Consider the following 12,413-nt stretch of genomic DNA (forward strand, 5'->3'; position numbering starts at 1 on the left):
GCATGACAGAGGAAAAGATTCAGGAAGTAGTAAAGCTGTTTGCCGAAGAAGCTAAAATGATTTATGGCAAGGCATTGCGAAAAGTGATTTTGTATGGTTCGTGTGCCCGGGGCGATTTTGAACAGGATAGCGACATTGATATTATGGTTCTGCTTGACAGCCCTGCCGAAAAGATGAATGAGGAGAGAAAAAAAATACTGGATGCATCTGATCGTCTTGATCTGGCCTATGATGTTGTTCTGACACCGGTATTTCAGAATTATCAACAGTTCCAGCATTATATGCCGGTTTCCAAGTTTTATCAGAACGTGCAGAAAGAGGGGGTCCAGTTTGCCTGATAATAGGGAGATTCAGAAGGATTATGCAAAATATCGTATCGAACGCTCGAAGGAGGATTTGGATGCGGCACATTTGTTGTTTAACAGCGGAAACTACCGGATAGCAAATAACAGGGCATATTATTCCATCTTCCATGCTTTGAGAGCGGTTTTGACATTTGATAATTTTGATTCGAGTAAGCATAGCGGGGTTATAGCGGAATTTCGCCGCAGATATATAAAAGAAGGGGTATTTCCTGCAGACGTATCCAAAATGATTGGTTCTGCGTTTACCATCCGTAATGCGTCTGATTATGATGATATGTTTATTGCAAGCAGAACAGATACTGAGGAGCAGCTTGCGAATGCGGATTATATTTACGGACTTATTAAACAGTATGTGGATAATAAAGTAAAAGAGGATTGCGAATGATAAACGAAGGGCGAGCGGTGGACAGTGACAATCCGGTGACAAAATAGTGACAATCGCTGCATTCACCGACGCAGAGTTGTGCAGGCTTGTATAAAACCGTATGAAACGGAGCTGCAGGAAAGCAGGGTTATTTTGGCTTATGAAGAGTGGCGGAGAGGTGATTAAGGGATTTAATAGGATTCCCGACAATGAAGTCATTAGATAAATAAATGCCCATTTTATGCGGCTCCCGAGGATTTTGAAGGAAAAAGTACAGCAAAATCATACTTCATAATACCTTGAAATACTCGATGATACCGAGCTGATAAATACACAGTATCTGGCGAGGCAGAAAGAAAATCACATATTTGTACTTATTAAGGACACTTTTCTAAGAGAAATCTTGGAGAAGTGTCTTTTTTCGTTGAAGGAGTCCTCTAAGCAGCTTCGATGTAAAGCTTCATTGAATCAATGATCTAAGGAGGAACGAAATATGGCATTTAAGAACAACAGGAGCATGAAGGTCTACGGGCAGAGCGGCTATCGCTATAAGGAGACACCGGCGATTATGCTGAAGGGACAGTGGCTGAAGGAACTGGGATTTGAGATCGGAGATTTTATCTCGGTCTGTTGTGAGAACGGGAAGCTCATTATCACTCTGGATGCTGAGAGAGCTGCGCTGGCGGAAGCAGAGAAGACATTTATGGAGCAGGAGACCAGAAAGCTGCAGAAACGCTTTGAGCAGGAGAGAGCCAGACTTCATGCGCAGTTTGTGGCGGAGCAGGAAGTGAAATATGGCGCAGGCAAGGAGGTGCAATGATTATGGCAAAGATTTAAATGATCGGATCCTTCAAGGGCGGTGTAGGCAAATCTGACGGCGTGTTTTGGCGTGGAGGATGTGGCAGCTATTCCGGCGACAATCGGAGATCTGATGATAGCGCAGATCGAAGATGAGGCAATGCCGGAGCCTTCGGAATATATTATGAGCCGCAATGGTGTGGATTTTATCCCTTCTTCCATGGTGCTTTCGGCTGTGGATTCCAAGCTGCGTCTGGAGATGGGAGCAGAAGGAATGCTGGGCAGAATTCTGGATCCGCTGCGTGATTCCTATGACGCTATTTTGATTGATACCTGTCCTTCGCTCGGATCTCTGACAATCAATGCGCTGGCTGCAGCAGATGAGGTGATCATTGCAGTAAATCCACAGCTTCTGGCGATGATGGGACTTCAGAATTTTCTGAAGACAGTGAGCAAGATCAGAAATCGTATCAATAATAAGCTGCAGGTGGCGGGGATTCTTCTGACGATGTGTGATACCAGAACCAACCTTTGCAAGGTGATTACGGAGGAAGTGGCAGAGACCTTCCAGGGACAGATTCGGATTTTTCGGAGCATGGTTCCGACCACGGTCAAGGTTGGCGAATCTGTTTATTACAGTGAGCCGCTTATTGAGTACGCACCGGACAATAAAGCCTGCGAGGCATACAGAAATCTTGCAAAGGAGTTGATGAACGATGAAGGCTGATACACCAAAAAGAAAAATCTTTTCTGATGCAGTAGACCTGCTGGTCGGAGATCCACCGGCCGGCGTTGCTGCAGGAGGCGGAGTAGAAATGCTCGATATCAATGGAATCAGGCCGTTTCATGGTCATCCGTTTCCTCTGTACGAGGGAGAACGCCTGGATGACATGGTGGAGAGCATCAAAGAGCACGGAATATTAAATCCGGTAATCGTCAGGAAAATGCATTACGGATATGAGATGCTTTCCGGCCACAACAGCCAGAACGCAGGTAAGCTGGCTGGGCTTACGCAGATACCGGCAATTGTGAAGGAAAATCTGTCGGATGCGGATGCCTATGTGTATGTGATCGAAACAAATCTGATGCAGAGATCCTTTACAGACCTGTCGATTTCTGAGAAGGCAGCAGTCCAGCTTTCTTACCTGCCGGAGCAGGCACAGAAGCTTGCACTGGAAGCCTCGGAAAAATCCGGTGTGGTAATCAATAAAGATATTGCCGCAAAGGTCCGGAAGGCTCCGATGACAGAAAAAGCAATCCTGGAGGCGATTGCGGGAAAGCAGCCCGAAGTGGATCCGGTGCTTGGCGTAGTGGAAGAAAAGCCTGCGCCGAAGCCAATCAAATTATCTGCAGGTATCAGAGAAAAGTATTTTCAGGATACGGATCCGAAACAGGTGGAAGCAATTATCGACAAGGCACTGGCTGCCTGGTTTAAGAAGAAACGATGAGGAGGCGTGTATGTTTGACAGCGAACAGCTAAAGCAGGTAGATCCTGTTTATTTCAATATCATTTTGGCTGACGACATGGACGTAACAATTCAGAGTAGAAACACCGGTGACTATTGGTATCTGCACTGCGCCGGTTATCCGACGGAAGGCTCCTGCGTGATCTTCCATAAGCATAGATTCAGCCATCCGTATCACCAGCATGGCCGGGGGAACAGCCTCCGGCAGGCGATACGGAGTGTTCAGAACCATGATAGGTGGCAGATGAACGGAAGAAAATAGGTGTTTTATGAGGCTCTCAATGCTATACTGAAACCAAGATTTTATTACGAGAGGGTGTGCACGATTTGATAATTGTTCTTGATACAAATATATTTTGCAGAGACTTTTATGCCAGAGGAACTCAGATGCAATTACTGCTGAAAATGGGCAACATTATTGTGCCTGAGATTGTGTTTGATGAGACTCTGAATAAGCATAGAGAAAAGCTGCGTGAAGCTGGAAGTGCAGCACAAAAGAAATTGGAGGAGTATAACCGGCTGGCATATAGGGAAATTAAAATTGAATTTGAACCGAAATATGCTGACGAAGATGCTCGGTATGAGGATTTTTTGACAGAGCTGTTGCTGTCACATGATGCATATCCTCCCGAAGGATACCCGGATGTTGAGCATAAGATAATAGTCGCGAGGGCGCTATCAAGGAAAAAAAGAATGCGATTGTAGAGACCTTTACCCATCGAGGTACTGGTTTTGATGATATTGCAGCCTTTGATGATGATTTTACCAAGGATGAGACAAGGCAGGGAAGATGGAGAGCCTTTATCAAAAAGAAGAAAGCACTGATGAAAGTTGAATTTGAAGAAACTATGCAACTACTAAAAGAGTTATTGCTGCCCATCGTGGATTCAATTCATAACGATAATTCCTTTGAGCAGACATGGAGTAAAGAAACAAAAAGCTGGATGTAAATACATAAAATTAGTAATAGGGATCGTGTAGAAATACATGGTCCTTTTATTTTGCTAAGAATTAGGGAAGGAGAGGATTCCGATGGCAGGAAGAAAGCCAAAGCCTACAGCGGTTAAGAAGCTGGAAGGTAATCCTGGAAAGAGAAAATTGAATACGAAAGAACCAGTTCCGGAAAAGGGAATGCCTGCTTGTCCTGACTGGCTTCTGCCTGAGGCAAAAAAGGAATGGGCCCGCCTTGCTGATCTGATGAATCAGATGGGGGTGCTCACTGAGATGGATATGGCTGCCTTTGCAGCTTATTGTCAGTCTTATGCGAGATGGAAGAAAGCTCAGGAGCATGTTACTTCTGAGGGTTCCACCTTTGTAACTGATAAAGGCTATCAGCAGCAGACTCCCTGGGTCGGCATTGCCAATACCAATCAGAAGCTGATGCTACAGGTCGCTTCGGAGTTTGGTCTGACACCATCCTCACGAAGCAGAATTATTGCCGGCAACAGTAAAGCGAAGGAGCCGGAGGATGAGATGGAGGCGCTCTTGGGAGGTGACTCCTGATGGCGAAGGAAACAAGGCCTAAGGATTATCCCAAGCAGTGCAGATGCGCTGCAGAAGGGAGGGCGGCGATTATGGCAACAGATAGATGTACGGTCAGCCAGATGGCGACAGTTATTATGGAAGGCCTGCAGGAATACGCCGACCTTGCAACGGGGCAATCGCATAGCAAGCGCTTGTTTTGGAAGCGCCCAAAACGTTCTGCGCACGCACATACATAAAAATACTGAGGCCGTATGCTACAAATCCGAGCAGCATTGCCGCGAAAATATAAACGATTGCAGGTATGATCTCATGCCGGATCAACGCAATGACCAGAGAACCCAGTCCCGAAAAAATGCCCTTCAACACCACGATTTCATAGGTGCTTTTGGACGAGATGTTTCTTGTACAGTTATTTTCAAATCCCCAACATATCGTTGCCAAAATGACGAACAATGAGCCGTAGGAAAACTGAAAGCTTTTTGTCCCCTCAAAGGACAGAATGACACTGGATAAGGTAATCAGCGCAATCGCCGCCCACAAGCGTTTTGATACAGATTCCTTGAAAATAGCTAGTGCGACAACGGTTGGTGCAGCAATATCAAGGACAATCATGCCAATTAGAAATGGCAGATCGTTCTTTGATAGTTTTTCCGATTTTTGACGGTCTTTTCTGTTGTTCCATTGCAGTAGGGTCTATGTAGCGGAGAAGTATCTTTGACATCGGCACATTTATTGCACGCCATAGCAGTTCTCCTTTATTACTTCTCTTAAGCTCCGATTTGGCCTAATTTAGCCATGCCAAATGACGCCAACGCTTATGTGTTTCCTGATTTCCGGAGCAGGTCATAAAGGTAAGCACCATCGTCCACCTTTCGCGTGTTGACAAGCTCCATACCCAAATGTACATACTTATCCTTTTTGAGTTCAGCGTCCGTGGTGAGGATGCACGGCAGGCCCTTTTGATCCGCAAGCTCAAACACATTGCTGATCAACGCTCGCATATGCCCTGCCCCTGAAATTGTTTCTGCACTACCAGCATTTCAATCTGGATTCTGTGATAATGATAAAGCCCTCTCTGTTAGGGCCGTTTGTGTAGAACATGCCTGCCTTTAATCCGGCCTGTACCATGACCCTCAGATAGGCAATCAGTGCCTCGCGTTTGGAAAACAGGTAGATTAGGCCGTGCTCGCCATCCGTATAAGAATAATCGGCAAACGCCTCCGCTACACCGCCAATTTTTTCTTCTGTCATTGATTTTACTGGTATCATCGTTTTTTCTCCGCAGTTAGTTGTTGCTAATTTACCGCCTATGTGATATAGTATAAGTACCAAAACCGTCGCCGGACTGGCAACTTTTCTGTAATCTGCTGAAATTGGCCGCATGGACATTGAACAGCAAAGAATTTTTGATATCAGACGCTTATCAGCAGACGATTCATATTTTGATCACAAGTGCCTGCCAATGTGTTTGATGTGATTAGTACAGTGCGTTAGAATTAGATGGCTGCGTTGCAAGGTGGCTTTTTTTAACATACTAAGTTAGATTGAGCTAACCGTTATGCGAGAGAGAGATAAATATGAGATTTTATTCATTTGGACATCAGAATAATCCTGTGCTTTTACTGCTGCCGGGTACATGCTGCCACTGGAAAAGTAACTTCGGGTCTGTGATACCGTTGTTAGAGAAGGATTTTTATGTGGTCTGTACATCCTACAACGGATTTGATGAGACAGAACAGACAGTATTTCCGGATATGCTGACCGCGGTCGCAAAAATCGAGGATTACATACAGGCAAACTTTGGCGGCCATATCCCCGCAGCCTACGGCTGCTCCATGGGCGGTTCCTTTGTCGGGCTGCTGATTCAGCGTGGAAATATTCATATCGATCATGGCATCCTGGGCAGCTCCGATCTGGTGACACCGCTGGAGGATGGCATTTCCGTCCCTGGCACTGCAGTACATATCTTTTATGCCGTAAAGATGGGTAAACAATATGAGGCGCGCTATCGTCAGCACTTCAAAGATCCGGACATCCGCACCCACGATATGCAGCACGAGGAGCTGCTGGTCTGCTATCCTCAGCAGTGGGCCGACGAAGTGCGCCTATGCTGTGGAATGAACAAAAAGTAGAAAATATTGCATCAATTGCACGAGGTGAACTTTATGTATGAGTCAAAAATCAGCAACGCGAAGTGGATCGCCTATGACCTGCCCGGAAATTTGGGTTGGATTATGTTCCTTATGGGGCTTGTTCTGTGCTTTACTAAAATACCGGAGATTACAGGAGACAAAGTAATCTTAGTATTTCTCCTATTAGACCTGCTCTGTGCTGCTGCCATGATCGTTGGGATCGTGGAACTGATCAGTGAGCGTATCCAGCCATATTCGACCCTATGACTGCCAGGGAAGTGCCTGTGAAGCGGGTTGTGCATAAGAATAGGAATACGGTTATAGAGCTGACCTTCCAGCCATTCCAATCCATGCTCTTTGTGTTTGACAAAGCCCTTGTTCCGGATTATTGCTGGGAAGAGGAAAAACAGGAGACAGAGCTTCTGGATATTTCACGGGATTGGAAAATGAGGGTTTCAGAACGGGATTTCTGCAAAACATATACTGTACCGGAGAGTTGGGAACAGGAGAAGGAGCTGAAATATTATTCCGGAAGCGGGGTTTATGAGAAGGCGATCATCCTTTCCAAGGAACAGATGGGGCGGATAAAGGGCAGAAAGGTATATCTTGTGCTGGAGCACCTTGGAGAATCAGGCACCGTTTTCATAAACGGGAAGGAGGCCGGGGTAATCCTGATGCGTCCTTACCGTCTGGATATTTCCGGATATTTGCAGGAAGGGGAAAATCAGATACGGATAAAGGTTTATAATCTTTTGATCAACCAGGCGCTGGATCCCGAGAAGCAGCCCGCAGAAATAGCTGATCCCGTAATCGGTCAATGGCCCTACAGCACGGAAAAAATGAACCAGTGCAGAAGAGAACGGCTCCTTAACTGGAGGGAGCTGGAAATGATAAAAGAACCGTTACAGTCAGGTATCTGGGGAAGAGTTTTGCTGACTGTCTGTTAGAAAAACTTACTCTGCGCCTGCCATTTATATAGTCAAGGAGATCAACCGTAAAAGGTTGATCTCAGACTTTTTCATATCTTTCAGGACAATAAAAAATCAGAAGGTCCATTTCCGTGGCATCCTCTTTCGCCTTTTTTTCACTGCGGTCACAGGAAATATAGTAATCCCCAAATGTAAATGCAGTAATATTTTCCGCAAGGAGACGAACCTCAAGGGTATCAAAATTTATTAGCCCTACTCCGTAAGGGGTATCGCTCCACGATTCCCGTATAACGGCATTTAAGCATTCCTGGCAAAGATTTGCTGTGACTTTATCCATATCTAAAGCTTCGTCAGCCTTAAATGTAATGCTGACATTCGCATATCCCCGGTTTGTGTTCGGATAGATTAGCGTAAATAATCCATCTTCTCCTTGGCTGCTGGTTGTCATTGACATACTGTCAGCCGATTTTTTTATGAGATTACCATGATCGTCATAGTGATTGATTTCGATAGGCGAAATGTCGAAAGTGTTTAAGCTGATGATTCCGATATTCTTTTGCCCCCGGTAAAGCGGCAGAAGGGTTTGGGCGCTGTCACCGCATAAAAGGCAATCTTCCGGCGCGGTATCTGAGATAGATACAGAGTCTTGTGAAGCTTCCTGGGATTCAGGAATTTCCAGGGAATCAGTCCTTTGTTCTGAACGACAGCCCGAAATTGCAGAGGATAGCATTAAGCAAAATAGTAACAGGCTTGTTTTAATTGTTTTTGATAGCAATATAAGTCCTCCTATCTTGTTAAAAATGTCATTTTTATAATAATATCTGATATAATCAGATATATCAATTAAAACATCCGATTAAACCAGATAAAATGGAGAATACTGTAGGGTACAATCTTATAAAAAGGTGGTGCACTATGTATGAGGACTTACTTTATGAAAGATTGGCAAAACTAAGAATTGAAAAGGGCGTTTCAGCCAGAGATATGAGCCTGTCAATCGGACAGAGTCCTGGCTATATCAATTCCCTGGAAAATAAAAAAGGATTTCCATCCATGCAGGTATTCTTTTATATCTGTGAATATTTGAATGTTACTCCTTCGGAATTTTTCGATGACGGAAACGATCATCCATCTGAATATCGGGAGATGATCGAAGATTTGAATGCGCTGGATCCGGAAAGCCGCAAGAACGTGAAGGCAATCATTAAGGGATTAAAAAAATAGAAAATAGTAGGGATATAATTACAGAAATGTAGTTATATCTCTATTTTGTTTTGCACTTCCTCATTAATTTGATTTTTCACCGAAAGAATACTATAATAAAAAAACAGGCATCAAGAAACCAGGATTGAAACCGATAATATAAAGCGGTTGTGTATATTATTATGAAAAATAAAGCGATCAAAATTTTAAGCGCTACCGCGGCGGCAGGCGGCATATTTACGGCATTTGGATGGCCTTTTTTTGAGATGACGATCCGGTGTAAGAAGAAAAGGAAGCTGACCAAAAAGAAATGGTATGGGCTGTCTCATGCAAAGATCAATCATCCAAGATATAAATTTGAGAAAGAATATGAGGAAGGAAAGGCATGGTGCAGGCAGCAGGATATGCAGGACTGCTATCTTCGGAGCAGGGACGGTCTGATGCTGCATGGATATTATCTGCCTTCGCAAAATGCACGGAGATTTGTTATTTTATGCCATGGATATAAGGGCAGCGGTTTTGGGGACTTTGCGTACATTGCCAGATTTCTTCACGAGAACCAGAGCAACCTTCTTTTCATTGACCAGAGATGCTGTGGGGTGAGCGAGGGTGAATTTATTACCTTTGGAGCAAAGGAGCAGTACGATGTACAGAGCTGGACGTATTATATTGCAAACCGAAACAAGGATAAGCTTCCCATCTATCTTTACGGAGAATCCATGGGGGCTGCGTCTGTGCTCATGGCATCAGGGCTGAATCTGCCGGGAGAGGTGAAAGGGCTGATCGCAGACTGCGGCTTTCAGTCCATGAAGGGGCAGCTCCGGGATATGGCGGCTAATTGGTTCCACCTGCATTGGATTGAGCTTTTGCTGCTCAGGGTGGATCTGTTCTGCAGGCTGTTAGCCGGATTCCGTATGAAGGAAGCAGACACGGTCAAAGCAATGAGGACAAACAAAAGGCCCGTCTTATTTTTCCATGGTGAGAAGGATACTTATGTGAATCCGAAGAACTCGAAATATAATTATTCTTTATGCCAGGCCCCAAAAGAGCTTGTAATAATACCGGAGGCGCGGCATCTTTGCAGTGCTTATGAAGCGCCGGAGCTATACAGGGAAAAGCTTTTGGGATTTTTTGCAAAATACGATATCCCGTGAATCAATTACTATGAACCATTTTTTACACCATCGATTCTTTTTCTAAAAATATGTCACGGTAAAGACCAGGGGCCAGTCCAATAAATCGATTGAAATAGTTGGTGAAGTGACTCTGGTCTGAAAAACCTGTCTGCATGGCTGCCTCAATCGGAGGTACGCCCTGTTCCAGAAGTTTCTTTGCTTTGCCAATGCGTATGTTTTCCAGATAGCAGTACGGGGTGACTCCCTTGGATTTGGTAAAGGCCCTAAGCAGCGTGGATTTGCTTAGACCGGCATGGCGGCAGATCTGGTCTAAATAAATCCGGTTTGCAAAGTGTCGTTCCATGAAATCACAGGCTTTCTCAATTTCCTCACGGCATTCTGGGATACGGCTTGCGGAGGGCTGTCCGTACCGCTGAATCAGCAGTGATATGAGGAGCAGCAGATTTTCTTCTTTACCAAACTCACAAGACCCCTTCATGACCAGTTCGTGGAGCGGGTGCAGATAGCAGGTTGCTTCCTCATCGAAAATCACGTTTGTAGAAAAAACGGGGAGTTCCTGCTTCCCGGTAACTTCTTTTGTTAAATCCAGCATGACTTCTTTGGTAATGTTAAAACCCCGGTAATCCAATGTGCCATCATCGCTCTGTACGCAGGCATGGTTATCTCCGGGATTAAACAGAACAATATCGCCTTTGGCTATAGTATATTCTTGATTTTTACAGGAAAGTACACGCTGCCCGTCCTCCACAAATCCGATCACATAGTATTCATGGAAGTGGTTCGGAAACGGCTGTACAATTCCTTCAAAACGGTATGCTTCAATCCGAAGCTCATCATCATAAACTACCGTTCTTGTTTCTTTCTTCATCTGCGTTCCCTCCTTGCTGTACTTCATTGTAGCATTTCAGATTACAAATGGCTTGTAAAATATCTTCATTTTTTCTGGAATTGATCCTGATATTTTAATCTTCTTGACAAACTATCAATTAGCACGTACACTATCAATTGATAGCAAATTGCTTCTGGAGGTGATTACCATATTTCTTAGTACACAGTCGAAAAAAAGAGAAGGTATTGTTTTTCTGGAAGAACTGAAGGAACTGTTTGGAAAAGAAGACTTTGATATAGATACAGATGATTTGAATCCACCGTTGTTGTTTGTCTTTGGAAAGGATATAAACAATAAGCTTGTATATGTAAAATTGAAGATTAAAGGAGGTCAACAGAGACATGTTTTATGCGTGTCATTTCATTATGCAAAGGATAAAATGACATTCCCTTACTCATAACTGGGATCGCAAAGGAGGTAGGACAATGGAGGCTAACACATTAATAAGAAAGGTTCATATGAACTGTCCTTTATGTGACAGGACACATGAAGTTGAAGAGAGAAAACGTACAACATCAATTACATTGAAAGGTGAAGAGGTAACCTACGAAGAGAGGTTTTATTTTTGTGCAAATGCTGATGAAGACGAGAATGAATTTGAAACTGGATCAATGATGAATGAAAATCTTTTAAATGCACGAAATGCTTATCGTGTGAAAAAGGGATTACTTACATCTGATGAGATTGTAGCCATTAGAGCAAGCTATGGTTTATCCCAGGTCGATCTTGCTAAACTGTTGGGATGGGGTGAAGCAACAATATCTCGTTATGAAAGTAAGGCTATCCAGGATGAAGCATACGATACTATGCTTCGTCTTGTAAAAGACAATCCGCTGCAGGCTTTGGAGTTTTTGAAGAAGAATGCGGATAAGTTCTCCGGATCAAAGCGTCTGGAGATTAGATCAAAGATTGTAGAAAAGCTGGATTCATATGGAAAAGAATTTTTGACACGTCAGACATTCGAAGGAGAATATGCAAATTTTGAAGAGCCATCTGATTCAAATGGATTTGCAATCCTGAATATCGATAAAATTGAGGCAATGATTTCATATATTGCTGAGAAGGTAACAAATCTTTTCAAGGTAAAGCTTATGAAGATGCTTTGGTATTCTGATGTTTTGGCATTTATTGAGAACGGTTCGGCTATGACTGGAATGGTATATAGACATGAGCCTATGGGTGCTTTGCCAATTGGGCATTATAGCTTGATGAATCTTGAAAATCTGAATGTACAAGAAGAGATGAGCTATAACTACGATACAATGCTTCATATTTATCCAACTGCTAGTATGGATTATTCTGTATTAAGTGATGGAGAAAAGGCAATATTGGATAAGGTTATTGAGAAGTTTAAGAACTATAAGGCAAAAGATATTGTAGATTATATGCATGAGGAAAAAGCAAATGCGGAAACAGCTGCTGGAGAAATTATTCCCTTTAGTTTGGCAAAGGAAATCAGAGCATTTTAAGATAATAAGATTTTGGAGCGTAGGGCACTTACAGAAATGTAGGTATAATTTAGAAGATCAGTTTCATTCACCAGCTAATTTGGCAAAAACTATAGTGATCGAGGCGGCAGAGCTTTTGGAATGTTTTCAGTGGAGTGCTGCAAAATACGATTAACTATAGATTACCATAATCAAAAT

Annotated in this window: 19 protein-coding genes and 1 pseudogene; 15 read left to right on the forward strand and 5 right to left on the reverse strand. The window is 43.6% G+C overall.

Annotation, left to right across the window (positions count from 1 at the left end):
* Positions 1–2 precede the first annotated feature (2 nt).
* The 8 genes from ACESZH_RS03265 to ACESZH_RS03300 all read left to right on the forward strand — a co-directional run bounded on the left by ACESZH_RS03265 (position 3) and on the right by ACESZH_RS03300 (position 4,496).
* Positions 3–338: a nucleotidyltransferase domain-containing protein gene (locus ACESZH_RS03265; RefSeq protein WP_373212550.1), complete on the forward strand. Its 336-nt coding sequence runs from the start codon at positions 3–5 to the stop codon at positions 336–338.
* Positions 331–750 (forward strand): HEPN domain-containing protein, encoded by a 420-nt coding sequence (locus ACESZH_RS03270; RefSeq protein WP_373212548.1) that lies wholly within the window; start codon positions 331–333, stop codon positions 748–750. Before ACESZH_RS03265 ends, ACESZH_RS03270 begins: the two co-directional genes overlap by 8 nt.
* Before the next feature lie 472 nt (positions 751–1,222).
* Positions 1,223–1,549, forward strand: coding sequence for a SymE family type I addiction module toxin (locus tag ACESZH_RS03275; RefSeq protein ID WP_373212546.1), 327 nt, complete (start codon positions 1,223–1,225; stop codon positions 1,547–1,549).
* 51 nt (positions 1,550–1,600) lie between these two features.
* Entirely contained in the window at positions 1,601–2,254 is a 654-nt protein-coding gene (locus ACESZH_RS03280) for a ParA family protein (RefSeq protein ID WP_373212821.1), read from the forward strand.
* Positions 2,244–2,975: a ParB N-terminal domain-containing protein gene (locus ACESZH_RS03285; RefSeq protein ID WP_373212544.1), complete on the forward strand. Its 732-nt coding sequence runs from the start codon at positions 2,244–2,246 to the stop codon at positions 2,973–2,975. The genes ACESZH_RS03280 and ACESZH_RS03285 overlap by 11 nt, the downstream gene beginning before the upstream one ends.
* Before the next feature lie 10 nt (positions 2,976–2,985).
* The gene (locus ACESZH_RS03290; RefSeq protein ID WP_373212541.1) at positions 2,986–3,255 is read left to right on the forward strand and encodes a hypothetical protein; all 270 of its coding nucleotides are present in this window, start codon (positions 2,986–2,988) and stop codon (positions 3,253–3,255) included.
* 56 nt (positions 3,256–3,311) lie between these two features.
* A complete protein-coding gene (locus ACESZH_RS03295; RefSeq protein ID WP_373212539.1) occupies positions 3,312–3,698 on the forward strand; it encodes a PIN domain-containing protein in 387 nt (128 codons plus the stop codon).
* Positions 3,699–4,019: 321 nt separating this feature from the next.
* The gene (locus ACESZH_RS03300) at positions 4,020–4,496 is read left to right on the forward strand and encodes a phage terminase small subunit P27 family (protein ID WP_373212819.1); all 477 of its coding nucleotides are present in this window, start codon (positions 4,020–4,022) and stop codon (positions 4,494–4,496) included.
* A gap of 114 nt (positions 4,497–4,610) precedes the next feature.
* Here the strand turns inward: ACESZH_RS03300 and ACESZH_RS03305 are convergent, their stop codons facing one another.
* The 3 genes from ACESZH_RS03305 to ACESZH_RS03315 form a co-directional block, all read right to left on the reverse strand.
* Positions 4,611–5,090, reverse strand: a complete 480-nt coding sequence (locus tag ACESZH_RS03305) for an EamA family transporter (protein ID WP_373212537.1) — start codon at positions 5,088–5,090, stop codon at positions 4,611–4,613.
* Positions 5,091–5,293: 203 nt separating this feature from the next.
* Positions 5,294–5,479, reverse strand: a complete 186-nt coding sequence (locus ACESZH_RS03310) for a hypothetical protein (RefSeq protein WP_373212534.1) — start codon at positions 5,477–5,479, stop codon at positions 5,294–5,296.
* 28 nt (positions 5,480–5,507) lie between these two features.
* Positions 5,508–5,747: a hypothetical protein gene (locus tag ACESZH_RS03315; RefSeq protein WP_373212533.1), complete on the reverse strand. Its 240-nt coding sequence runs from the start codon at positions 5,745–5,747 to the stop codon at positions 5,508–5,510.
* Between the two features lie 308 nt (positions 5,748–6,055).
* On the opposite strand from ACESZH_RS03315, the gene ACESZH_RS03320 reads away from it, so the two are divergent.
* The 3 genes from ACESZH_RS03320 to ACESZH_RS03330 are packed head-to-tail and all read left to right on the forward strand — an operon-like array spanning position 6,056 to position 7,557.
* Entirely contained in the window at positions 6,056–6,610 is a 555-nt protein-coding gene (locus ACESZH_RS03320; RefSeq protein WP_373212530.1) for an alpha/beta fold hydrolase, read from the forward strand.
* A gap of 33 nt (positions 6,611–6,643) precedes the next feature.
* Positions 6,644–6,877, forward strand: coding sequence for a hypothetical protein (locus ACESZH_RS03325; RefSeq protein ID WP_373212528.1), 234 nt, complete (start codon positions 6,644–6,646; stop codon positions 6,875–6,877).
* A gap of 17 nt (positions 6,878–6,894) precedes the next feature.
* Positions 6,895–7,557, forward strand: a complete 663-nt coding sequence (locus ACESZH_RS03330) for a glycosylhydrolase-like jelly roll fold domain-containing protein (RefSeq protein WP_373212526.1) — start codon at positions 6,895–6,897, stop codon at positions 7,555–7,557.
* A gap of 61 nt (positions 7,558–7,618) precedes the next feature.
* On the opposite strand, the gene ACESZH_RS03335 is transcribed toward ACESZH_RS03330, so the two are convergent.
* Entirely contained in the window at positions 7,619–8,314 is a 696-nt protein-coding gene (locus tag ACESZH_RS03335) for a hypothetical protein (protein ID WP_373212524.1), read from the reverse strand.
* Positions 8,315–8,454: 140 nt separating this feature from the next.
* Between ACESZH_RS03335 and ACESZH_RS03340 the strand changes: the two genes are divergently transcribed.
* Both ACESZH_RS03340 and ACESZH_RS03345 read left to right on the forward strand, forming a co-directional pair.
* Complete coding sequence (locus ACESZH_RS03340) at positions 8,455–8,763, forward strand: helix-turn-helix domain-containing protein (protein WP_373212521.1); 309 nt, start codon at positions 8,455–8,457, stop codon at positions 8,761–8,763.
* A 161-nt stretch (positions 8,764–8,924) separates the two neighbouring features.
* A complete protein-coding gene (locus ACESZH_RS03345) occupies positions 8,925–9,896 on the forward strand; it encodes an alpha/beta hydrolase (RefSeq protein WP_373212518.1) in 972 nt (323 codons plus the stop codon).
* 22 nt (positions 9,897–9,918) lie between these two features.
* Here ACESZH_RS03345 and ACESZH_RS03350 read toward each other — a convergent pair whose 3' ends face one another.
* Positions 9,919–10,746 carry a helix-turn-helix domain-containing protein gene (locus ACESZH_RS03350; protein WP_373212515.1) on the reverse strand — a complete coding sequence of 276 codons (828 nt, stop codon included), beginning with the start codon at positions 10,744–10,746 and terminating at the stop codon, positions 9,919–9,921.
* A 446-nt stretch (positions 10,747–11,192) separates the two neighbouring features.
* Here ACESZH_RS03350 and ACESZH_RS03355 point away from each other — a divergent pair, with 446 nt between their 5' ends.
* Positions 11,193–12,236, forward strand: a complete 1,044-nt coding sequence (locus ACESZH_RS03355; RefSeq protein ID WP_373212512.1) for a type II TA system antitoxin MqsA family protein — start codon at positions 11,193–11,195, stop codon at positions 12,234–12,236.
* Between the two features lie 4 nt (positions 12,237–12,240).
* Positions 12,241–12,387: pseudogene (locus ACESZH_RS03360) on the forward strand (nucleotide pyrophosphohydrolase); the annotation flags it as partial.
* Between the last annotated feature and the right edge of the window lie 26 nt (positions 12,388–12,413).

Source organism: Ruminococcus sp. 5_1_39BFAA (assembly GCF_964240875.1).
Taxonomy (GTDB): Bacteria; Bacillota; Clostridia; order Lachnospirales; family Lachnospiraceae; genus Blautia_A.

What these genes read in the sequence shown, in the direction of transcription:
- ACESZH_RS03290 (WP_373212541.1), top strand. Translation starts at nt 2,986, where the DNA reads ATGTTTGACAGCGAACAGCTAAAGCAGGTAGATCCTGTTTATTTCAAT.
- ACESZH_RS03285 (WP_373212544.1), top strand. Translation starts at nt 2,244, where the DNA reads ATGAAGGCTGATACACCAAAAAGAAAAATCTTTTCTGATGCAGTAGAC.
- ACESZH_RS03345 (WP_373212518.1), top strand. Translation starts at nt 8,925, where the DNA reads ATGAAAAATAAAGCGATCAAAATTTTAAGCGCTACCGCGGCGGCAGGC.
- ACESZH_RS03325 (WP_373212528.1), top strand. Translation starts at nt 6,644, where the DNA reads ATGTATGAGTCAAAAATCAGCAACGCGAAGTGGATCGCCTATGACCTG.
- ACESZH_RS03320 (WP_373212530.1), top strand. Translation starts at nt 6,056, where the DNA reads ATGAGATTTTATTCATTTGGACATCAGAATAATCCTGTGCTTTTACTG.
- ACESZH_RS03350 (WP_373212515.1), bottom strand. Translation starts at nt 10,746, where the DNA reads ATGAAGAAAGAAACAAGAACGGTAGTTTATGATGATGAGCTTCGGATT.
- ACESZH_RS03355 (WP_373212512.1), top strand. Translation starts at nt 11,193, where the DNA reads ATGGAGGCTAACACATTAATAAGAAAGGTTCATATGAACTGTCCTTTA.
- ACESZH_RS03265 (WP_373212550.1), top strand. Translation starts at nt 3, where the DNA reads ATGACAGAGGAAAAGATTCAGGAAGTAGTAAAGCTGTTTGCCGAAGAA.
- ACESZH_RS03310 (WP_373212534.1), bottom strand. Translation starts at nt 5,479, where the DNA reads ATGCGAGCGTTGATCAGCAATGTGTTTGAGCTTGCGGATCAAAAGGGC.
- ACESZH_RS03315 (WP_373212533.1), bottom strand. Translation starts at nt 5,747, where the DNA reads ATGATACCAGTAAAATCAATGACAGAAGAAAAAATTGGCGGTGTAGCG.
- ACESZH_RS03305 (WP_373212537.1), bottom strand. Translation starts at nt 5,090, where the DNA reads ATGATTGTCCTTGATATTGCTGCACCAACCGTTGTCGCACTAGCTATT.
- ACESZH_RS03340 (WP_373212521.1), top strand. Translation starts at nt 8,455, where the DNA reads ATGTATGAGGACTTACTTTATGAAAGATTGGCAAAACTAAGAATTGAA.
- ACESZH_RS03275 (WP_373212546.1), top strand. Translation starts at nt 1,223, where the DNA reads ATGGCATTTAAGAACAACAGGAGCATGAAGGTCTACGGGCAGAGCGGC.